Below are 22,440 nucleotides of genomic sequence, written 5' to 3' on the forward strand. Positions count from 1 at the left end.
CGCTTTTCTCAGAATATTACCCAAGTAACGATAGTGCTACCTGTGGACGCTGATTAGCTTGGCTCAAAATAGAGCTACTCGCTTGTTGTAAAATCTGCATCTTAGTCAGGTTGGCTGTTTCTTGAGCAAAATCGGTATCTCTAACTCGAGATTGAGCTGCTGATAAGTTTTCTTGGATATTTGACTGGTTACGAATAGTTGACTGGAATCGGTTTTGTACCGCACCAAGCTCAGCACGTTTCTTATCAACTACCGCAATCATGGTATCCATTGCAGCCAGTACTTGCTGTGCATTTTCTTGCGAAGATACACTAATTACGGTGGCAGCCATGTTGGTGAAACCAGCGGTAGCCTCTGTAACTCCAGTACCAACATTACTGATACCAGCAGCTAATGTTGACATTGTTTTTCCTGATACTGCTGACGCAATGCCGGCGATACCAGACATTGTGAAGCCACCATTTGCTGTCAAAGAGTTAGAACCGTTTGAAGACGAACCAACGTCTTTCATACTAAAGCTTATAGTCTGAACGGCATCAGAGCCAACTTGGAAATTTGAATCATAGGTGCCATCTAGTAGATTTTGACCACCAAAAGTTGTGTCTTTAGCAACACGGTTAACTTCCGACGCCAACGAGCGAATTTCTTCTTGCAGTGCTAATCGGTCTTCGTCTGTATTCGAACCATTTGATGCTTGTTGCGCTAGCGTACGAATACGCTGAAACATTTGTGTCGTCTCATCCAAAGCACCCTCTGCGGTTTGCGCAAGAGAAATACCATCATTCGCATTTCGAATACCTTGGTTTAATCCGTTAATTTGTCCTGTTAGACGGTTCGAGATCTGCATACCTGCAGCATCATCTTTTGCACTGTTTATTCTAAAGCCTGATGACAATCTTTTAAAAGAAGTATCAAGCGCACTACCTGAGTTCATCAATTGTCTTTGTGCATTCAATGAACTGACATTGGTATTAACGTAAATAGCCATAATAGCCTCCGCTTTATAATACATATTTCAATGCTGCGGGATACCCCTACCCTGCAGTATTGAAGAGGTTAGAGTACTAGATTGATAGTTCTCTAACTCTTCTATCGACTATAAAAGAGGAAGCTTTAGCTTTTTTTTTAAAAAATTTAACTCATTAGCCTTGTAGTAGACTTAAAGCTGCTTGAGGTCGTTGATTTGCTTGACCTAATATAGTTTGGCTAGCTTGTTGTAAAATCTGATTCTTCGTTAACTTTGCAGTTTCTAAAGCAAAGTCCGCGTCTTTTACTCGCGATTTCGCTGAGTTTAGATTTTCAGATACGTTCGACTGATTTCGAATGGTCGACTGAAAGCGGTTTTGAACAGCACCCAGCTCTGCACGTTTTTTATCCACCACTGCTATCATTGCATCCATCGCTGCGAGAACTTGTTGAGCATTTTCTTGCGAAGAAACACTGATCAAAGTTGCAGCCATGTTCGTAAAACCGGCAGTCGTTTCTGTTACTCCGGTGCCAATATTACTAATACCAGCAGCCAACACTGACATCCCTTTACCTGAAACCGCAGACGCAATCCCCGCTATTCCAGACATAGTGAAGCCACCATTGGTGGTCATTGAGTTGCTACCGTTTGCAGAAGAGCCAACTTCCTTCATGCTAAAACCAATTGTTTGAACGGCATCTGCACCTACTTGAAAGTTTGCAGAGTAGGTTCCATCAAGTAGATTTTGACCACCAAATGTTGTATCACTTGCGACTCGATTTACTTCAGCTGATAGCTGACGAATCTCTTCTTGGATCGCTAAACGGTCTTCATCGGTATTAGAGCCGTTTGCAGCCTGTTGTGCAAGCGTCCTAATTCGCTGGAACATAGAGGTGATTTCGTCCATTGCACCTTCAGCTGTTTGAGCAAGAGAAATACCGTCATTCGCATTACGGTTGCCTTGTTCAAGTCCCATGATCTGTGAATTTAATCGGTCGGAGATCTGCAAACCTGCAGCATCATCAGCAGCACTGTTTATCCGCAAACCAGATGATAGACGCTTGAAAGAAGTATCTAGTTCATTACCTGAATTAGTCAATTGTCTTTGTGCATTAATTGCACTGACATTGGTATTTACATATAAAGCCATAACTCACTCTCTTTTTGCCAAATCAATATCTAATTGATAGATAGTTAAATGACAAAGCGGCATGCATGTTTCAGGTTTTCTTTTTACTAAGGCAACCAATTGCCACTTTGACGCCAAAATTAACTCTACTGGGTTTAAAGCAAGTTATAGGCCAAAAAGACACAAGGTTATAGACACAGCTAAAGAATAAATTTAAAACCATGATAAATATGAAATTTATAGATTTCTATTTTGAAATTTGGATATAGAGATTATCTTAGCGTCAATTTACTGTGCTTATTTGAGCGGTACTCATATACCGTATGAGCGATGCTCACCAATAAATCTTAGACAAAATAGCCTAGGCATTGAAGTAGCTGGTTAAATAATCTGTGCATCGAGCATCTAACGCCTTATCCAAGGCCTCATACATTGATTTAGCGGCAAACAAATAGATTTTACGCTCTATATAGTTGGTACTAAAGGAAGTTATATGAAGTAAAAGAGGGGCTGGCTAGCCCCTCTTTAGTAAGTTTGAGAGTGAGTGTCATTTTTTTAACACAAACTTGGCATGGTATGTGCTTTAATTAACGTGTTCATTGTTTTAATGAACGCTATTGGATTTTTTAGCTCCTCCGCTTTATCATCCAATTCGGTGCCTAAGCAAATACCCCATCTGGCTTAGGCACCTTTTACCATCCTAGTTAAATTATCCTAGTAGACTTAGTGCAGCTTGAGGACGTTGGTTAGCCTGGCTTAGAATTGTTTGGCTTGCCTGCTGTAGAATCTGCATTTTAGTCAAGCTAGCTGTTTCTTGAGCAAAGTCAGTATCTTTCACTCGAGATTTTGCAGCTGATAAGTTTTCCTGAATATTCGATTGGTTACGAATAGTTGATTGGAATCGGTTTTGTACCGCACCAAGCTCAGCTCGTTTCTTATCAACTACTGCAATCATTGAATCCATCGCAGCTAACACTTGTTGTGCATTTTCCTGTGACGATACACTAATGATTGTAGCTGCCATGTTGGTGAAACCAGCTGTCGCTTCTGTAACACCTGTACCAACATTACTGATACCAGCAGCAAGGGTCGACATTGTTTTGCCAGTTACCGCGGAAGCGATCCCCGCGATACCAGACATTGTGAAGCCGCCATTTGCTGTCAAAGAGTTGGAACCATTCGCAGACGAACCAACGTTTTTCATGCTGAAGCCAATTGTCTGTACTGCATCAGCACCGACTTGGAAGTTAGCCTCGTATGAGCCATCTAGTAAATTTTGTCCACCAAAAGTTGTATCTTTTGCTACACGGTTAACTTCTGATGCTAAAGAACGGATTTCTTCTTGAATCGCCAATCTGTCTTCATCAGTATTCGAACCGTTTGAAGCTTGTTGAGCTAGGGTACGCATACGTTGGAACATTGAAGTTACTTCGTCCATTGCCCCTTCTGCAGTTTGAGCAAGAGAGATACCGTCGTTCGCGTTACGGTTACCTTGATTAAGACCATTGATTTGTGAAGTCAAACGGTCAGAAATTTGTAGGCCTGCAGCATCATCAGCAGCGCTGTTGATACGAAAGCCTGAAGATAGACGCTTAAATGATGTATCTAGTGCGTTACCAGATTGCATTAATTGTCTTTGTGCGTTCAATGAACTTACGTTAGTATTTACATAAAGTGCCATGATGGTTCTCCCACTTTAAATCGAGTCTTTCACTCTCAAACTTAGAAACTTTCCAACCTTTGAATGTTTTTCACTCTCCGGCTTGGTTATTTAAGTTATCGGTCGGCAAAAATTTTCCTTTAGTGTTTTTTTTAAAAAAAACATAAACAACTGATTGATAGAGACTTTTTGTTTTATATGGAACAAAGGACAGGAAGTTATGGCTATGAGCTTATACTGAAGAAATGTATTGAAAGTACTATTACTTTCAATACATTAAATTAGATAGTAGTGTTTTAGGCTGTTTTGAAGAAGGTAACCTTTAAAGGCCACCTTTTTAACGAATGTAGTCTAATAAAGAAAGGTTAGTTAGGCGGCCAAATGTTGCCTGAGAGGCCTGTAATGCAGTTTCATGCTTGGTGAGCTCTGAAATCGCTGAATAAAAATCGACTTCAATCAAAGCCGCTTTATTTGCTTTATTATCAACGTCCAAGTCTGAATTTGCATCAGATACAAGCTTTGCAGCATTTAACCTGCCACCAAGCCCCGCTTGTCCTTGCGATATTTTAATCTTGGCATTATCTAGGCCAGTAATGCCGTCAGCCAGTACCTGTTTGTAATCATCACCCGTAATGCTGGTGTCTCTCAATGACGTAATCATAGATTCTAATGTATTTAGAATGTTTTCCTTCTGAGGTTTTTCCAAATCAAAGCTTATTTGGCCTGGCGCAGCACCAGCGAAGTCAAACTCCATGCCAGCGACTTTAATAGTTCCGCCTTCTGCAGTACCGGTTGAAATAACCGTTCCCCCCTGCTCAAGCTGGTAAGTATTTGGCGTACCCGCTGTCACCACTAAGTCAAAGGTGTTTGCACCTGCAGGCGCACTTGGATCCGCGTTGTAATTCGCTTTATGAAACTTATCAAACACAGCTTGCTCATCTACATAAACCGATGCAGAGGTGATACCACCAGAAACCACACCTGTATTTGAAGTAATATTCAGTCGCTTCTCTGCACTTTCAAATACATCAAAACCGTTATCACTGGAACGTATCTCGACCCCTTCAGAGACTTTTATTTTATGCTGTCCTTGGTCACCGTTATATACGTACTTTCCAGTGGCTGAATCGAAACTATAAGTTTGCGTATTGTCTTGGTAGCCGGAAAATATAAACTTACCATCTTCACTTTTTGAGTTCATCAAATCCAAAATAGTATCTTGGATTGACTCTAGCTCGTCAGCGATTGCTTGGCGGTCAACATCGGATAACCCACCATTACCTGCTTGTATCGACTTGGTATAAGCACTATCAATGGCCGTTTTAATATTTTCTAGTACTGACTCTTGAGTGTCTAATCTCGAAGACAACATAGTCAAATTCTTAGTAAACTGATCGTTTGCTTGGATCCGGTCGTCAAAAAGCATGGCTCTAGCAGTCGCTGAAGCATCATCAGAAGCACTCAACACCCGCTTTTGCGTGTTCAACTGCTGTGTTGCTTTATTCACGTCTTGCTGATTACGCAAAATAGAATTGAGATTAGAATTAAAAATTTGATTTTGAGATAAACGCATAATTACCTCGCTGCACTTAATAAGGTATCGAACACAGTTCTTGCTGCCGAAATGACTTGCGCCGAAGCCGAGTAAGACTGTTGGAAACGTAACAAGTTAGCCGCCTCTTCATCTAGGTTCACGCCCGAAAGAGACTCAAACCATGCGCTTGACTGATTGGCTAACGCTTCAAATGCCGCGCCATTGGTTTTCGCTTGATTGGTAATAACCCCTACACCAGTGACAATATCGGCATATGCTTCATTAAAGGTTTTATGGCTTTCTGTACTACCTGTAGACTCTACATTTTGTCTAACTAAATCCGATGATTTCAGACCATCGAGCGCTGCACCATTACGGTTGTCATCAAAGCCACCAGTGTTAAAACTAATCTCAAAACTATCACCGGTATTCGGCGTACCCTCAATATCGAAAGTGAAGCCAAGATTATCAAAAGGTGCAGGCGCAGCTCCCACTCCAGAAAGAATATCTTTGCCATCCGCAGGAGCCGTAAAGGTATGCGTTGTACCTGAATTACTGGTTAACGTATATTCGTTAGCATTGGCTGTTTTAGTCAAAGTATAAGGACCATCATTCAACGTTGGCGGCGTTCCCGCAGTAAACGCACTGGTCGTGGGATCGGTATCAGTGACGACTCCGGCTGAAATGGTCGCCGTACCATTATTGTCTGCTGATTTTTCAGTACGAATTGGCGACGCTAATGCGAGTGCTTCTGGTCTTTGAGTTGCAAGCTCCAAGCCAGTTGCAGCCTGTTGATTTAATTTCACAAGAAATCTATCACCTGTTGCACCACTACCCGTTACGTTCATTTGTAAGCCAAAATAATCGCCCGTTCCCGTGATGACTCCACCTGCAATATTACCAGTCGTCGGAGTACCGATAGGATTGCCTTTGGCATCTACAGCTGTTATTTCAACGGTTGTTGCACTGGTATAAGTAACTTGGAAATCGGTAGCTGGCAACTCATTGCCGCGCCCTGGCTCAAGGGTTGCCGTAAGCGCTGCGGTGCCTGTATTTTCGCTGTAAGCAAAGCCACCCACGGTAGGTATTTTAAATATATCTCCACCTATGTTGCCATCTAAGTCCATTCCCAATCTATTTTGCTGATTAAAAGCATCTGCCAATGCGAGGCCAATTTGACCTAGTTGGTTTTGTGCCGGGATCAACACTTCATCTCTAAACGCCAGTAACCCACCGATTTTGCCTTTCAAGCTGCCGCTATCTAACTCGAGCTGCACAACATTTTTATCTTTAATGTCTAGGATTAGTTCTTTATGATTAGGATCTGGATTGCCTTTCATCGCGAATAAATTGAAGGCTCCACCTTGCATCACAAGTGCATCCCCAGTGCCTAAAAATACGAGCTTCTCGCCATTTTCACCATCGAGTGTTTCTATATCTACAAGTTCAGCGAGCTCCTTGATAGCTTGATCTCGCTCGTTAAGTACACTGTGATCGACATTGTTCAGATTGAGTGCTGATTTACTCGCTACTTGTTTATTTAATTCGCTGATTTTTTGCACAAGATTGTTGGCTTCTTCTGAGAAAATATCCAATTGCTCGTTCACAATACTGTTTTGATCAACAACAATACCTGACAGTCTATCCATTTGATCAACAAGGCCTTGAGCGCCCGTCATAAATAAAGAGCGGTTAGTTGTCGATGAAGGTAAGTTAATCGCGCTTTGTAAATTGTTAAACATAGAGTTGATGCTCTTGCTCAGACTGTTTGAGTCTTGTGCAAACAACGTATCAACGCGGCTTGCCTCAGTGACAAACTGCTCATAGTAAGACTGATTAGAAATATCACGATTTAATTGCTGCTGCGCAAATTGGTTGAGCAAACGCACGGTTTCACCGCGGCCAACCATGCCACCTATCATTGTTCCGTGTTCAGTCCGTTCACGGATATACCCTTTGGTATTTAGGTTAGCGATGTTTTTACTGGTGGTTTGTAGTAACTCAGAGTTAGCCCTAACCCCTGCTGCACCAATATTTAATAGATCAAATGACATCTCATCTGACTCCCTTTGTTAGCGCACCGGATAAGAAATCGGATACATCAATACGCTTTAAAACTGACTTAATTTTGTTGGCATAATTCGGATCGGTCGCGTAGCCTGCATTTTGAAGCTCACTTAAATAAGCATGACTATCACCAGCCTTGTTTAAGGCTTGCTCGTATCTCGGATTACCTTTTAGGAAACTGACATAATCATCAAAGCTTTGTTCTAGCGACTTATAAGCACGGAAATCGGCTTGCTTTTGCACCGGTAACCCTTGCTCAAATTCAAGTGTCGATTTTCTGGCACTTTCACCACTCCAGCGGCTATCCGCTTTGATATTGAATAGATTAAAACTGCTACTACCATCTTTTTTGCTGATGATGTGCTTACCCCAACCGGTTTCCAGTGCAGCTTGTGCAACCATTACCGCAGGGTTCAAGCCTAACTTTTTCGCAGCTGTTTGAGCGTATTCCCAAATTTTGTCGACGAATTCCTCAGGAGAACCAAAGCCTGTTTGTTCATCGCTTGAGGTATCTGCCTTAACATTGACAGCCTGCGGTTCAGGTTTACGTACACTCTCACTCGCTGTCGCCTGTCTTTTAAAGGAAATATCGCCGTCAGCTCTCATTACTGAGGCAGGCTTATACTTTTCAGAATTAGGAGACAACTGCTGCACAATCAGATCTGCAAGTCCTAAGCTGCCCTGCTCAGATAAATGCATCGAAAGTTGCTGATCATGCATTTCTTCAAAAAATTTGACACCACTAGAGTTAAATGGACTGTCTTTATCCTCTAGCGCCTCATTCGCTTTACGCATGCTTTGTAACAACATTTGCGTAAAGATAGACTCAAACTGTTGTGCCGCCTTTTTCAATGCCTGATCTGAGGCACCTTGATCGCCAGCACCTTTCAGCGCCTCTTTACGGATCGAATCAAGGTTTCCTAGGTCAAAAAAGCTTTGATTTTTCAATTGGTCGGTGTTCATACACTCAGCACTGTTTGACGTTAATAACTATACAAATAGAAATGCAAAATCCGAGCCAAAAAAAAGCCCCACAATTGTGAGGCTAACTAGTTGATTAATAATAGAACATCAAATGACGACTAATTGACCATTTATTGCGCCCGCTTCTTTTAGCGCTTCAAGGATCGCCATTAAATCACCAGGCGCTGCGCCAACTTGGTTAATTGCCCTAACCAAATCATCAAGGCTCACGCCTGGGTCAAACACAAACGCTCGAGAGTCGTCCTGATTTACGTCGATAATACTTTGCTGCGTCACTGTTGTTTCGCCATTTGCCAGCGCATTAGGTTGAGACACATTTTGTTGCTCAGCAATCGTTACGGTAAGACCGCCATGAGTAATTGCCGCAGGCTGCAACTTGACATTTTTGCCGATAACGATAGTACCTGTGCGCGAGTTAACGATGATCTTCGCAGCGGTATCCGCTGGTTTGAATTCAAGATTCTCAAGCGTAGATAGATACGCAACGCGCTGAGACGGATCTCTTGGTGCAATTACTCGAACTGAAGCTGCATCCATAGGTTTAGCACTGTTTGGTCCAACAAGACCATTGATAGTGTCGGCCAAGCGCTTTGCGGTAGTAAAATCCGGCCTATTCAAGTTAAAGGTAATGTAATCACCCTGAGTAAACGGACTTGGTACTGCTCGCTCCACTGTCGCGCCGTTTGCCACCCGACCTACTGTCGGGGTATTGATCACAACTCGACTCCCGTCGGCGCCATCAGCGCCCAAACCACCGACAATCAAGCTACCTTGCGCAATTGCATATACGTTACCATCAACCCCTTTAAGAAAGGTCTGAAGTAACGTGCCGCCTCGTAAACTACCAGCACTACCAATAGATGACACAGTAACGTCAATGGTTTGACCGGGTTTAACAAAAGGTGGTAAGTCAGCATGAACCGCAACAGCCGCGACATTTTTAATTTTTGGCTTTAAGCTTGCTGGCATCGTGATCCCAAAGCTATTCAACATCGCTTTAAAGCTTTGCTCGGTAAATCTGGTTTGCTCACCGGTACCAGGTAAGCCCACAACTAGGCCGTAACCAACCAGTTGGTTTGAACGAACACCTTCAACCATACTGACATCTTTAACTCGCTCAGCAGATGCCAAAGAAGAAAAACCAACCAACGTAATGGCCGCACCGATAAGCAAAATATTCTTAAGCATATTGTTCATTTTCAGCACCTTAAAACGGCATCAGCGCGCTCATAAAGAAACTCGTTAACCAACCTGCACTTTGCACTTCTTGTTGGTCGCCTTTACCTGAATATTGAATTCTAGCGTTTGCCACTCGATTGGATTCAACGGTGTTATCTGCGGTCACATCCTGAGGCCTTACTAACCCTTCTAAGCGAATAAACTCTTCGCCAGTATTGAGCGTTAACCACTTTTCACCACGGATCACTAAATTGCCGTTTGGAAGTACTCGGGTGACATTGACCGATATATTACCAAATAGGCTATTTGACTGATTGGCTTGAGAATCACCAGAGAATGAAGAGCTTGAACTTGCTCCAAATTGTATCGCTTCCTTACCAATATTGATGGCATTGCCACCAAGGCCAATAATCGGATCAAGACTAGCGTCACTAGATTTATCAAGTTGAGAATTCGCAGCTTTGGTCGCCTGGGTCGTTTCTCTGAGTACAATGGTAATAATATCACCGACTCTTAACGCTTTTTTGTCAGCATAAAGATCATTGGAAAACTGCGTATTAAACAATGACCCTGTTGCCACCATTTGGGCTTGATTATCCTCGGGATAGATAGGTGCATAATACGGATCGTCACGCACCACATTTTTATTTTGTGTTGTACTACATCCAGATAATGCAGCGACCGTTACGATGGCTAAATATAATGCACGCATAATACCCCCTACCCAATTACAACTGTTGATTAATGTAGCTCAGCATCTGATCTACCGTTGAAATCACTTTTGAGTTCATCTCATACACGCGTTGTGTCTCGATTAGATTTACAAGCTCTTCGGTCACATTAACGTTTGACGTCTCAAGTGCGCCTTGAACTACTTTACCTAACCCTTCAACGCTTGGGTTACCTTGTACAGGTGCACCACTTACCGCAGTTTCTGTGTACAGGTTTTGACCAATTGGTTCAAGACCTGATGGATTAATAAAGTCACTGATCGTCAATTGCCCAATGACAACGTTTTCAGCTTGCCCTGCAACGCGCACTGATACTTCGCCATCTTGAGAAATAGTGATTGACTGTGCATCGTCGGGCACATTCATCTCTGGTAACACAGGAAAACCCGCACCAGAAGTAACTATCCGTCCCTCTTCATCCGTCGTGAACTGACCGTTTCTTGAATACGCAGTTGTGCCATCTGGCATCTGAATCTCAAAAAAGCCCGGACCTTGGATCATCCAATCCAAAGAGTTTTCGGTACTTAACATATTACCTTGAGAAAAATTCTTTTGGTTAGCGACCACTTTGGCACCTGCACCAAGCATTAAGCCTGATGGTAGTTCTGTATCCTGAGAGCTGCGGCCACCTGGTTGATTGATGTTTTGATACAGCAAGTCTTCGAATATCGCCCGACTCTTTTTGTAGCCGACGGTACTGGCGTTCGCCAAGTTGTTCGAAATAACTGAAATATCAGTTTGCTGAGCATCTAAGCCTGTTTTACTTATCCACAATGCTGGATTCATAATCTCTACCTCACTCTTAAACTATGCGTAGGAGCGAAGTGTGTCGCTCATCTATTTCTTCAGCTGTTTTCATCAGCTTAATTTGCATTTCAAATTGTCTTTGATGGTTGATCATATCCACCATCTCATGAACGGGATTGACGTTGGACATCTCTAAGAAGCCACTCATTACCTTTGCAGTTGGAGATATTTCACAAAAACCACAGATCCCATCTTCTAACTTATCTTCTCTTGGTCTAAACAGGCCGTCATTGCCTTTTTGTAGCTTACTATTATCTGCTTCAATAATTTTCAGCCTATCAACCACCTCAAGAAAGTTAGCGGGGGCACCTTGTGGACGCACTTGAATAGAGCCATCGTCACTAAACACCACTTTATCAACGGGGATAGGTAAGACAATAGGTCCACCTTCGCCAATAAGTTGACGCCCGTGAGCTGTAACTAACGCACCGTCATTACGAATGTTTAGCGTGCCGACTTTGGTGTAAGCTTCTTCGCCCGATGCATCAACTACACTGATCCACGACTTATCATCTACAGCAATATCAAGCTCACGGCCAGTTTCAACGATTGCACCACCGGTCATATTAGTACCTGGACGTTCTTGCATAGCAAAAACCCGAGAGGGTAATCCTTCTCCGAATGCCTGCATTGAACGCGCTTGAGCAAAATCTGCTTTGAAGCCAGTCGTGTTGGCATTAGCAAGGTTATTCGCTTTAAGTGCCACACCGCGTAAGCTCTGCTTAGCGCCTGACATTGCGATATACACCATTTTATCCATGACGATGACCTATAAAATTCAAACTTAATCTAGTTAATGCAAACACAGTGCCAAAGTGATGAGATGTTTTTGACGGGCATAAAAAAGGCTGCCTTTGTAGCAGCCTTTGGAGGGCATAATATATTATCGGATCTGTAATATATTTTGTTGTAATGTTGAGTTAACCTCAAGCGCTCGAGAGTTCGCTTGAAAGTTACGCTGGGCACTGATAAGGTCAACTAACTCGTTTGTGAGGTTGACGTTCGATTGCTCTAACGCCGATGAACTAATACCACCAAGCGTACCTGTGTTTGGCTCGCCTGCTAGGGGCTCACCGGAAGATAGACTTTTCTTCCACTCAGTATTACCAATCGCTTGGAGGCCTTGAGAATTCGGGAAGCGTACGAGCGCGACTTGCCCTAGGAAAGTCGAGTCACCGTTAGTGTATGAAGCTACTACTTTGCCATCAGTACCAATATCAATACCAGCTAGTCGACCTACGGTTGCACCGTCTTGTTCCAGAGCTTTCACTTCAAATCGACCTGATGAATATTGTGTCGGTAACTTCTGAGCCGTGTTTGCTTCATCACGCCAGTTAACAACAATATCATTCGGGAAGGTTGCGCCGTTTTCTAACAAGTTTGACATACCAATAGTTGGATCGACCGCATCTTGAGGACCTGCAAGACTAAGCGGGTTAAACGTCGTACCCGTATTGTTACTAAATGTCAGTGGTGAAGCTGATGGATCATCCGCCGTTTGTGAAGGAATACCACTTGCGTCAAAACGAAATACGCTTACTGGAGTGTATGGCACAGGTGGTGTGGCGGTTGGGTCAATTTGCTGCGCATTGTGGTTAAATGGCTTATCGTCCATTGTTGCGTAAGTTGACCATTCATTATCCGCCGTTTTTCTGAAGAATAGCTGCAGTGTATGTGATTCACCCAGTGAGTCATATACCGTAATTGCCGTTCTTGAGTTATACGATGCACTTTGCGTAGGATCGAATGCAATCGTAGGTGGCTGCGCCGTTGCATCTAGATTAAATGATGTATAAATTTGCGATGTTGCTCGAGGAGACCCTGATGCATCTGGAATTTGAATTGGCGATGTTGTGCTTAGACTCAAAGACGTTGTATCACCTGTTGATGGATCAACAGGGAAGCCTTGCAAGTAGTCACCTTTTGCATTCACGATAAAGTTGTCTTTATTTAATTTAAATGCACCAGCTCGAGAATACGTAAAATCCTGTGATTGAAGAGAATTTGACATGGCAAAATAGCCTTCGCCCTCAATCGCCAAGTCTAGCGAGTTCTGCGTGAACTTTAATGACCCTTGGTGAAACTGCTGCGCTACCATAGTAGTTTGTACACCATCACCATTTTTCGTTTTGCCAGAGCTAAAAACCGAAGACGCGTAAACATCAGCAAATTCTGCGCGAGATTCTTTAAAACCCGTCGTGTTCACGTTAGCAATGTTATTTGCTGTTACGTCCAAGTCTTTTTGCGCGGCGGCAATACCTGTCAGTGCTATATTGAAACTCATACTCTCACCTCTAAGTTCTTAAGGTTAATTCTTTAAAACTACTATGCTATTTCAGCAATATCAGTTAAGCGCACCGCGCCTTCTTTGGTATTAATGACGATGCCGTTAGCACCATTAACATTAACACTGTCAATATTTCTAAATGTGGCCGAAGGTAAAGTCTGATATTCACCTTCAATCATGCCTTCGGCTTTTATGGTGTATTCCCCAGGGGGCATCATCTCGCCATCTTTATTCTTACCATCCCACTCAAAACGCACAGCGCCTACACTTTGCTCACCAAACTCAAGCGTCTTAACAATCGCTCCAGATTCGTCATAAATACCCACAGATAAATTCTGCACAGGCTCTTGGACAATCACCGAGCCCTTTGTAAGTGCATCATCACCATGTTCTAACGTCGTTGATTCGAGTAATGCTTTTTTACCAATCAGCGTTGATGCTTGAAGCGCTGAGTTAGAAGTCATTGATGCAGCTAACGAGTCAAAATTCTCATTTAGCTTCGAGATCCCCTCAGCCATGGTAAAACTGGTCATCTGCGCGATCATCTGATCGTTGTCCGCAGGCTTACTTGGATCTTGGAAAGAGAGCTGTTGAGTAAGCAGCGAGAAGAAATCTTCTTGCGATAGCTCATCTCTGGGCTTTTTCTCCTCGGCCTGTTTTTGCCTATCCCAGTAGAGTGAATCTACACCCGTTGAAGAAGTGGCATTTACATTATTACTCATCAGCTGTTACTCCCAATTTAGCGCTGGCCTAGTTGCAATGTTTTACTAAGCATTTGCTTTGCAGCGTCTGCAACTTGAACATTGGTTTGGTAAGAGCGAGAAGCAGAAATCATGTTTGCCATCTCCTCTACCACATTCACATTCGGTTTATAAATGTAGCCATTTGCGTCAGCACTTGGGTGGTTTGGGTTGTACTCAACTTGAAGCGGCTTGTCGCTTTCAACCACACCTAAGACTTTTACTCCAACTGAAGATCCCGCAACATTGTTCTGGGAAGCTGCAGCTTTGGAAAGTTCAGCGGCAAATACAGGGTGTCTAGCGCGATACACAGTATCCTGACTAGAGCTCACTGAGTTTGCGTTTGAGATATTACTTGCGGTGGTATTAAGTCGCACATTCTGTGCGCTCATTCCTGAACCCGCAATATCGAAAACGTTATATAGACTCATTGTTATGCCCCTTGCCCGCCGAGTGCCTTTTTAAGGCTACTGAACTTACCACCAAGAAATTGCAAACTGGCTTGGTACTCTAATGCATTCTGTACATACAAGTTTCGTTCCACTTGTATATCAACTGAGTTACCATCACCTGTATCTGCTTGATTTGGCGAACGATATAGCTCAGATGAATTACTCATTTTGGTACCACCACTAAGGTGTTTTGCATCTGTTCTAACCATATCATTGCCGCTTCTTTGCATTGTCTTTGCCGCTTTTAAAGCACTAGCAAAGTCAATATCTTTAGCTTTGTATCCTGGAGTGTCTGCGTTTGCGATATTGCTTGCTAGAATTTCAGCGCGCTGCGAGCGCAGCAGCATCGTATGCTGATGTATACCCAACGCTTTATCGAAACTAATTGCCATTATCTGACTCCAAAAAATTGACTCAGGTATGACAAAGCAATCTTTAGGCCAGTTTTAAAACAAGATTTATTCATTAAATTTCAATGTTTTACATCGTGTTTTTGGAATAATTAAACTTGAGCCAATATTGATGAGTGAAATAAATAAGAGGAAGCGTCTGAAGAGTCAGCGGTTGAACTTAGAAAATCCAAGGTTAATTAGTGTAGACACTGGAACTGCGACTGAGTACAAATATTCAATACCTAATTATAGCGAACGTCCCTGCCGCTATATGTGAATATTAAGTCTTTTTCTGATAGATAATACCAGGATTACAACGGATCATATTAAAGTCGTCACTTAAACCCGCCATCGATTCTGACGCACCTAAAAACAAATAACCATTAGGATTTAACGACTGAGCAAATTGCGAAATGATTTTGGCTTTCACTTCCGGTGAAAAGTATATCAGGACGTTACGGCAGAAAATTACATCAAACTTACCCATCAATGCATAAGAATCTAGCAGGTTTAAATGTCTAAAACTGACCATTTTACGGATCGGTTCAACAACCTTAGCCATTCCATTGCCACTATCCATAAAGAACTTCTTTCTACGCTCAGGCGACAACCCTCGCGCCAACGCTAGCGCGTCATATTCAGCATTCTTACACATATCCAGCATGGTGTTAGAAATGTCTGTACCGACTATCTGTACACCCATTTTTAGCGCGCCAGGGCTTTTACTCACATACTCACTCGCAGACATCGCGATTGAATATGGCTCTTGTCCTGATGAACTTGCCGCCGACCAAATCTTAACTGGACGTCTCAAGTCTTTAAACTCTGGTAAGATTTTCGATTTAATTAGCTCGAACGGATAAGTATCCCTAAACCAAAGTGTTTCATTCGTTGTCATCGCGTCCACCACAGCGGCACGCAATTGCCGCTCATGGGGACTGAGTGTTTTAGCTACTAAGGACGAAAGTGTTTCCACACCAAAGCGAGCCATCAGAGGAGCGAGTCGGCTTTTGACCAAGTACAATTTATTATCACCCAGTACAATACCGCACTGTTGCTCCAAAAAGGTTCTAAATTGGTCGTACTCTTTTTGCTCTAAATGCTTATTTTCCAAGTGCTACCACCAGCTTTAATCACAATGAACCCATTTTTTAACCGCTGAAGCTAATTCATCTGGGTTAAACTTAGCAATAAAATCATCAGCGCCAACTTTCTCAATCATGGCCTGATTAAATACACCACTCAGTGAAGTATGGAGTATCACATGCAATGGCGCTAATTTTGGATCAGCTTTTATTTCAGCCGTTAGCGTATAACCATCCATTTCTGGCATTTCAACGTCAGAAATTAATAGCCCTACTCGCTCAGTGACATTATTTTGACAGTCCATTTCCGCAATTTCACGAAGCCTAATGAGTGCTTCTTTGCCGTTCTTCGCAAGTTCAGTCTGAACACCTAATGGCTCCAATGCGCGTTTGACCTGATTACGAGCAACTGCGGAGTCATCAGCGATAAAGACAATACGTTCGCCTAAATCTTTTTGCATTTCACCATCAGATACAATGTCAGCACTGACTTCTGTGTTGATTGGGCAAATTTCATTGAGGATCTTTTCTACGTCTAATATTTCAACTAGCTCGTTTTCAATTTCTGTAACCGCTGTCAAATAGGAATAACGACCAGCCCCAGATGGCGGGGGCATTATTTTTTCCCAGTTCATATTCACAATGCGTTCTACTGCACTGACTAGAAAACCTTGAACTGAACGGTTGTATTCTGCAATCACAATAAAACAGTTACGAATATCTTGAATAGGAGGTCCACCTACCGCAAGTGACATATCAATTACGGATATAGTTTGGCCTCGAATATGAGCAACCCCTCGGATAAGCGGGTTTGACTTGGGCATGCTTGTCAATGCTGGACATTGAAGCACTTCTCGGACTTTGAAAACATTAATGCCGAAGCGCTGTCGACCTTGAAGTCGAAAAAGTAATAGCTCGAGACGGTTTTGTCCAACCAGCTGTGTACGTTGGTTAACCGAGTCTAAAATACCTGCCATTTCAATCTCCTACTGTATAAACCGCTAATCGGAACGATCTTTGCTTCGACTCTGATATGGTTTACCACCCTTGATTAGGTGCAGTTATTAAAGCAGAATCTTTATACCTTGTTTCACCCCATAAGCATAGTCGAAACATCATGAGTTTGTTAAAAAAAACCCATTACATTCAGTTTTTTTGTTTGTTCGCTTATTTTATAGGCGTTGACTATGGTTATTGTCAGCAATATGACAACAAAACTTTAGAACAAAACGCAATAGAATTTGTTGAACCGAATGTAGAGCAAGATCCCGATAGTCAGCTGTCACTGACTGCTATACCACTTGATTCAAGAATTCCAGCACGGGATTGTCAATCGCCATTGCAATATAGTACAGCGATGGCTCCACCTTTTGATACTCAAGTGACAGTTCAAATTAGATGCAACGATACCCTCAGCTGGACTCAATACGTCCACGTACGTATCGATCACCTCTTCCCCATATTAGTTAGTGCAACCATGTTAGAAAAAGGCCGTGTTATTCAAGATGAAGATGTAAAAATAGAGTATCAGCCAAAACGTTTTCGCAGAGTTTCTTATATAGAAGATAAGTCAATACTAATAGGCAGTCGCAGCAAACGTAATATAAGAGAGGGCCAAGCCTTTACCCAAGCCCATATTTGCATGGTCTGCAAAGGCGATACTGTGACGATTATTGCTAAATCAGGTGGACTCGTGATCAAAACTCAAGGAGAAGCACAGCAAGATGGCAACCGTGGTGAACTTATTAATATTAAAAACTCTCGCTCTGGCAAAACCTTACGTGCTAGAGTAATAGAAGTGGAAACAGTAGAGGTGAATTTATAAAAAATTTGCTAAAGTAATACTACTAAACGCCGATAACAAGGCTGAGAGTATAATTTTATTGGGTCTACAATCATGGTTAATCAAGTTAACGGTCAGAATCAGTCTACATCCGTTGCTAATAATGTTAAGCAACAGAAAGCTGAATTGCAAAGAAATGATGCCAATAGCGCATCAGTTAAATCACCAGCTACACCGAAAGCAGCGGCGGATTCAGTCAGTCTGACTCCACAAGCGCAACAGCTGAAAACAGTCAACGAAAAAGCGCAGCAATCATCAGGCTTTGACGACAAGAAAGTCGAAGAACTGAAAAAAGCGATAGCAGAAGGCAAGTATCAAGTTGACGCGGAAAAACTCGCCAAAAACATAGCTGCATTTGAGTTCGAAATATATGGATGATTTGGTTCGGCTTTGCCACCACAAACTTTCAGAACAAATCTCGACGCTAGAAGCGATGACCCAGCTTCTAGCGCGTGAGCTTGACGAGCTTGCGTCCCGACGTGGCGACAATTTAAAAGAAATCGCTCGTGAAAAGCTAACTCTCATTTCAAAACTGCAAAAGCTCGACAATGAATTGTCAAAAACTGAGTCTCACGTCTTTGAACACAATGAAGTAGCCCCGCTCGTCGCTAAAGTGCGAGCATTACTCAGTGAGTGCCAAACCAAAAATGAAATCAATGCTAAAACGGCTCATCAGGCCAATGTAAGCACACGTGAACTAAAAGGGATCTTAATTGGCGCACCAACTTCGATTACATATGGTCAGGATGGTAGTGTGAAAAGTAGCGACAGTGAGTTAGTACGTAATCTAAAGGCGTAGCCACGCCAGCCATATTTTAGTTTTGAAGAACAACCGAAGTGAAGCGCATTAAGTAAGCAACATGCGATGGGTGCTTACTTAAAGCTGTAAGATATCTTCTTAATTTTCTGCGGCTTGACTTGAGTAATATACAAATCATAAACGCGTTTCATATCAAGCTCTAATTCCGTAGCGTAAGTATCACCAACAGCGTAACTTTTCAGCACCTTAGCTCCTCGTACGAGTCCATTTACTTGGCTCTTAAGGCCGTCGTTTTGGGCAATAGCACCTTTTACCGTAATAGTGGATGTCAAATTCTGGCCATACAGTTGCTCAGCCAATTCTCGATAGGCTTCTAATTTTGAGACTTTAATGGCCATCAGCTGCTTCTCACCCGCAGTTTTACCCGGCTGAGCACTCAAAGGCGCGTACCCCACTGCCCGTAAAACAGGAAAGGTTTCCGGTTGCACCGTTTCATATTCAATGTGCTTGTCAACGAGGCTTGAACAGCCACTGAGTCCCGCTAGCGAACAAACCATAACAACTGCACTGATAGAATTAGTGATACGCATTTCACCACACTCCGCTACAATAAATACCAATCAAAATTTAACACTTCCCCAGCATCGTGGTCTCGCAAGGGTTGTTGTGGTTTCATCGAGTATTGGCAATAAATAAAAATTAACTTTCATGATCTATGATTATGCACGAACCTTGCCAAAATTTGGCACAGGTATTGCTGAGTTAAAGAGTAGTTTTTGATCTGGGCATTTAAACATGAAAAAGCAATTCACGATCAGTCTATCACTGTTGTGCATCACCTTAACTAATCCAGCTTATGCCGAATGGTTTGAAGTGACCGGCATGGCTGACGTTAAAAATGGCGATCATCAAAAAGCCAAAAGAAAGGCCGTAAACGACGCCATCACACAAGCATTGCTGTTTTCTGGTGCTTCTGTGAGTAGTGTACAAACCGTCACCGATGGTGTGCTCACCCAAGATCAACTTAAGATCCGCTCAAATGCTGAAATCCAGAGCGCCAACGTGATTGCTGAAGCAAAAGTCGGTGACTCATGGCAAGTAACATTGCATATCGATATTACCCCACAAAGTACTCAGTGCCCAACCAGTGCTTACAATAAACAGGTTGCAGTCACACAAAGCCAGCTAAAAAATAAACATCAAGCAACTTTAGGTCAAATTTTTGACATAAATAAAGCCGTGAGCGAGCGCCTATATCAAACAATGACCGAACAAAAGTCGAGCTTAGAACCCGTTCCCTATTTTGCACAGACCATAGATGTTAGCCGCTTTTTCAGTCAACGTTTTGATTATAATGAGCAGCTAATCGAGACCATTACAGCAAATACCAACAGCCAATTTGTACTACTGAGTCAAATTACTGATATTGCTAGTGTCGATAAACTTAATAGTGACCTCGCATTTTGGCAAAGCGATAAATACTTAAGAAGCTTCAAGGTAGACTTTGCGCTGTTTGATGCACTTTCTCATGAAAGGGTGTGGCAAAAACAATATGCCACTCAAGGCGTATGGCCGTTTAAGAAAACCAGATTAATCGATGTGTACAGTGAGCGCTTTTGGCAGACAGATTATGCTGATGAGATCCAAACCACGCTGACACAAATCGCAACTGATTTAAACGCAGCGGTCGCCTGCTTACCAACCAATGGCAAAATCCTACATATCGATGATGAACAAGTCGTAATTAATTTAGGCCGTATGCATGGCTTAGAGAATGGCCAGATCCTTAACGTAGCGCATAGCAATCCGCTGACTAATGTCGATGGTAAAGTGTTTATGCATCAAATTAAAACCATCAATAAACTGCAAGTGATCCAAGTGAATGCGCAAAACGCCATTGCAGTAAATATCAGCAATCGCCCACTTCACAATGTACAAATTAATGATTTGGTTGAAATTCAAATAGAAAATGAAAATGAGTTTGAACTGTAAGTGCTGAGCCTTCCTGTAGCAAAAGGCAAGATTTTCGATGACTTTACACCCTCTGCATCATGCTTCCATCACCCATTTACTTTGGTCATTCCACGCAAAAATGATACCAATGGCGTCCCCAGTAGGAATCGAACCTACATCTAAGCCTTAGGAGGGCCTTGTTTTATCCATTAAACTATGGGGACAATCTCTAAAGTCAGATAACAATCGCCTTTTTTGACCTTCACTAGCGGGATCTGCGGTACTTAATACCCATGAAAGTCTGGAGTTGTCGATTCTCTGTTGTACTGCATCTCAGTGACTTCGCTTTAGTATACTGATCTTAATGAACTTTTAAAGATTAATAGTCAATTTATTCGCGGTAATAAATGAGGTGGTTCAGTAGGTGAATACGCAGCAGTTAAGACCCACTACTGCGCTATCAGTTACTTCGCTTGAGGTGTGAATAAGAAGTAGGATAGTTCTTCGTTTAATAAAACCTAAACGGTATTTCTTTTAAAAAACGCTATTTGAAGTACTACCTTGAAGCGGTTGCCTGATCATCAAGGATAAAATACGGGATGGTCACCACCGTGCTTGCGATCACTAAGTTAGTGTTAAACTCTAACAATCTTGCATTTACCTCCACGCCTCGTGGACGGTAAACCATAGTACCTGTCAGCAAATGGCTGGGAGATTGCATGTTTTTCAAGCGGCTTGCGTTACGCGAAAAAGTCAAATCACCACTGGATGTCACTTCAATTTTCCCCAATGCTTTAAAGTCTAATGCTTGATAACCCAGCTTTTGCATTTGATGCATCAAAGACTCAGCCAATTGGTTTCCTAGCTGGTTTGTATCCCTTAATGATTCATTAAAGTTGACAAAACTGGCTACCGCTATCGATTCAGGCTTTTGCCCTAACACAGTATCTGACAGTTCCAACGCAATTTGATTGGCGTAGTTAGCAATTTCTTTGCGATGACGATAGCTAATGAAGCCAATATCTTGCGATACCACGGCGTGTGAATCTTCATTGCGCTCTTGCTCTTCCATCATGGCATATAATATTTCCATATCGGATTGCTGCGTTTCTGTAGATTCAGGAGCAGTCTGTTTTGTCATTTCGCAGCCACCGAGTAATGCGAGTGTCGTCGCGAATAGCACTACATTTTTCATCATCGCCTCCGAATTAGTTCGCACGCTCTATACGAATGCCATCGTATGCCGCACCATCTTGTAGGGCGTTAACTACGTTTTGCGGTAAAAAGCCTTGAGCAGAACCCACGACACTTTTACTTCTAAGCCCAACCACTCTGGCATTAACCATAACTCCACCCTGATGATTCACCAAAGTACCACCTAGCACGTACAAAAAAGGATGGTCGTCAGATAGCTCTAAAAAGTCACGGCTAAAAATAAAATCGCCTTCAGGTGTCACCCGGATATAGTCTGTTGTTTTAAAGTCCACAACAGGGATCCCAAACGCATGAAGCTCATGGATAAAACTTTCAGCCAACTGATTACCTAGCAAGGAACCTTTATCAAATTCTTTATCTAAAAATACAAAGCTTGTCACTGCTACCGGTGTTTTCTCATTCACGTGTTTCAAGTTTGCTACCATGTCTTGCATAATGCTTTGAACATAGTGAGTGACATTCTTACCAGCCATTTGCTGAGAAACAGAGAATTGTTTCATACCGTTTGGGTTACTTTGATACATCGAAGATTTCTCAAAGCCATTACGCACGGGCTCAGCCTGAGCATTATCCACCGCAAAAAAGTGACTCTGAGCACAGCCAACCATCAATGAAAGCGGCAAAACCAAACTTAATACTTTTTTCATTACTTTCA

Annotated in this window: 23 protein-coding genes and 1 tRNA gene; 4 read left to right on the plus strand and 20 right to left on the minus strand. The window is 42.5% G+C overall.

What is annotated here, in order from left to right; all coding sequences use genetic code 11:
- Positions 1–16: 16 nt before the first annotated feature.
- From EXT47_RS11150 to EXT47_RS11225, 16 genes are all read right to left on the minus strand, one after another.
- Positions 17–988, minus strand: coding sequence for a flagellin (locus tag EXT47_RS11150; protein ID WP_039492670.1), 972 nt, complete (start codon positions 986–988; stop codon positions 17–19).
- A 154-nt stretch (positions 989–1,142) separates the two neighbouring features.
- The gene (locus EXT47_RS11155) at positions 1,143–2,117 is read right to left on the minus strand and encodes a flagellin (protein ID WP_039492569.1); all 975 of its coding nucleotides are present in this window, start codon (positions 2,115–2,117) and stop codon (positions 1,143–1,145) included.
- Between the two features lie 688 nt (positions 2,118–2,805).
- Positions 2,806–3,777, minus strand: coding sequence for a flagellin (locus EXT47_RS11160; RefSeq protein ID WP_039492570.1), 972 nt, complete (start codon positions 3,775–3,777; stop codon positions 2,806–2,808).
- A 316-nt stretch (positions 3,778–4,093) separates the two neighbouring features.
- Positions 4,094–5,329 carry a flagellar hook-associated protein FlgL gene (flgL, locus tag EXT47_RS11165; RefSeq protein ID WP_039492572.1) on the minus strand — a complete coding sequence of 412 codons (1,236 nt, stop codon included), beginning with the start codon at positions 5,327–5,329 and terminating at the stop codon, positions 4,094–4,096.
- Positions 5,330–5,331: 2 nt separating this feature from the next.
- Positions 5,332–7,344, minus strand: a complete 2,013-nt coding sequence (gene flgK / locus EXT47_RS11170; protein ID WP_039492574.1) for a flagellar hook-associated protein FlgK — start codon at positions 7,342–7,344, stop codon at positions 5,332–5,334.
- A 1-nt stretch (position 7,345) separates the two neighbouring features.
- Positions 7,346–8,320, minus strand: coding sequence for a flagellar assembly peptidoglycan hydrolase FlgJ (gene flgJ / locus EXT47_RS11175; RefSeq protein WP_039492576.1), 975 nt, complete (start codon positions 8,318–8,320; stop codon positions 7,346–7,348).
- 108 nt (positions 8,321–8,428) lie between these two features.
- Entirely contained in the window at positions 8,429–9,529 is a 1,101-nt protein-coding gene (locus tag EXT47_RS11180) for a flagellar basal body P-ring protein FlgI (RefSeq protein ID WP_010606307.1), read from the minus strand.
- Between the two features lie 19 nt (positions 9,530–9,548).
- Positions 9,549–10,232 (minus strand): flagellar basal body L-ring protein FlgH, encoded by a 684-nt coding sequence (flgH, locus tag EXT47_RS11185; RefSeq protein ID WP_010369278.1) that lies wholly within the window; start codon positions 10,230–10,232, stop codon positions 9,549–9,551.
- A 16-nt stretch (positions 10,233–10,248) separates the two neighbouring features.
- Positions 10,249–11,037, minus strand: a complete 789-nt coding sequence (gene flgG, locus EXT47_RS11190; RefSeq protein ID WP_039492578.1) for a flagellar basal-body rod protein FlgG — start codon at positions 11,035–11,037, stop codon at positions 10,249–10,251.
- Between the two features lie 16 nt (positions 11,038–11,053).
- Positions 11,054–11,818 carry a flagellar basal body rod protein FlgF gene (locus EXT47_RS11195; protein WP_039492580.1) on the minus strand — a complete coding sequence of 255 codons (765 nt, stop codon included), beginning with the start codon at positions 11,816–11,818 and terminating at the stop codon, positions 11,054–11,056.
- A gap of 123 nt (positions 11,819–11,941) precedes the next feature.
- Complete coding sequence (gene flgE, locus EXT47_RS11200) at positions 11,942–13,342, minus strand: flagellar hook protein FlgE (RefSeq protein ID WP_039492582.1); 1,401 nt, start codon at positions 13,340–13,342, stop codon at positions 11,942–11,944.
- 41 nt (positions 13,343–13,383) lie between these two features.
- Positions 13,384–14,067, minus strand: coding sequence for a flagellar hook assembly protein FlgD (locus EXT47_RS11205; RefSeq protein ID WP_010606303.1), 684 nt, complete (start codon positions 14,065–14,067; stop codon positions 13,384–13,386).
- Between the two features lie 17 nt (positions 14,068–14,084).
- On the minus strand, positions 14,085–14,516 hold the full coding sequence (gene flgC / locus EXT47_RS11210) for a flagellar basal body rod protein FlgC (protein ID WP_010369286.1): 432 nt from the start codon (positions 14,514–14,516) through the stop codon (positions 14,085–14,087).
- Between the two features lie 2 nt (positions 14,517–14,518).
- Complete coding sequence (gene flgB / locus EXT47_RS11215; protein WP_130126600.1) at positions 14,519–14,929, minus strand: flagellar basal body rod protein FlgB; 411 nt, start codon at positions 14,927–14,929, stop codon at positions 14,519–14,521.
- A 280-nt stretch (positions 14,930–15,209) separates the two neighbouring features.
- On the minus strand, positions 15,210–16,043 hold the full coding sequence (locus EXT47_RS11220; RefSeq protein ID WP_010369291.1) for a protein-glutamate O-methyltransferase CheR: 834 nt from the start codon (positions 16,041–16,043) through the stop codon (positions 15,210–15,212).
- 15 nt (positions 16,044–16,058) lie between these two features.
- Positions 16,059–16,991 carry a chemotaxis protein CheV gene (locus EXT47_RS11225; protein ID WP_010606301.1) on the minus strand — a complete coding sequence of 311 codons (933 nt, stop codon included), beginning with the start codon at positions 16,989–16,991 and terminating at the stop codon, positions 16,059–16,061.
- Between the two features lie 140 nt (positions 16,992–17,131).
- Between EXT47_RS11225 and flgA the strand changes: the two genes are divergently transcribed.
- From flgA to flgN, 3 genes are all read left to right on the plus strand, one after another.
- The gene (gene flgA / locus EXT47_RS11230) at positions 17,132–17,839 is read left to right on the plus strand and encodes a flagellar basal body P-ring formation chaperone FlgA (RefSeq protein WP_069018739.1); all 708 of its coding nucleotides are present in this window, start codon (positions 17,132–17,134) and stop codon (positions 17,837–17,839) included.
- A 72-nt stretch (positions 17,840–17,911) separates the two neighbouring features.
- A complete protein-coding gene (gene flgM, locus EXT47_RS11235; protein ID WP_010369298.1) occupies positions 17,912–18,235 on the plus strand; it encodes a flagellar biosynthesis anti-sigma factor FlgM in 324 nt (107 codons plus the stop codon).
- Positions 18,228–18,656 carry a flagellar protein FlgN gene (flgN, locus tag EXT47_RS11240; RefSeq protein WP_045961738.1) on the plus strand — a complete coding sequence of 143 codons (429 nt, stop codon included), beginning with the start codon at positions 18,228–18,230 and terminating at the stop codon, positions 18,654–18,656. Before flgM ends, flgN begins: the two co-directional genes overlap by 8 nt.
- Positions 18,657–18,730: 74 nt before the next feature.
- Here flgN and EXT47_RS11245 read toward each other — a convergent pair whose 3' ends face one another.
- Positions 18,731–19,207, minus strand: coding sequence for an LPP20 family lipoprotein (locus EXT47_RS11245; protein WP_039492591.1), 477 nt, complete (start codon positions 19,205–19,207; stop codon positions 18,731–18,733).
- 205 nt (positions 19,208–19,412) lie between these two features.
- On the opposite strand from EXT47_RS11245, the gene EXT47_RS11250 reads away from it, so the two are divergent.
- Positions 19,413–20,609, plus strand: a complete 1,197-nt coding sequence (locus EXT47_RS11250) for a flagellar assembly protein T N-terminal domain-containing protein (RefSeq protein WP_130126601.1) — start codon at positions 19,413–19,415, stop codon at positions 20,607–20,609.
- A gap of 110 nt (positions 20,610–20,719) precedes the next feature.
- Here EXT47_RS11250 and EXT47_RS11255 read toward each other — a convergent pair.
- The 3 genes from EXT47_RS11255 to EXT47_RS11265 form a co-directional block, all read right to left on the minus strand.
- Positions 20,720–20,794: transfer RNA gene (locus tag EXT47_RS11255), tRNA-Arg, on the minus strand.
- 332 nt (positions 20,795–21,126) lie between these two features.
- Positions 21,127–21,768 (minus strand): FlgO family outer membrane protein, encoded by a 642-nt coding sequence (locus tag EXT47_RS11260; RefSeq protein ID WP_226898993.1) that lies wholly within the window; start codon positions 21,766–21,768, stop codon positions 21,127–21,129.
- 10 nt (positions 21,769–21,778) lie between these two features.
- On the minus strand, positions 21,779–22,432 hold the full coding sequence (locus EXT47_RS11265; protein WP_010369309.1) for a FlgO family outer membrane protein: 654 nt from the start codon (positions 22,430–22,432) through the stop codon (positions 21,779–21,781).
- Positions 22,433–22,440: the final 8 nt, after the last annotated feature.

It is taken from the genome of Pseudoalteromonas sp. CO342X (assembly GCF_004208915.1).
Classification (GTDB): Bacteria; Pseudomonadota; Gammaproteobacteria; order Enterobacterales; family Alteromonadaceae; genus Pseudoalteromonas; species Pseudoalteromonas maricaloris.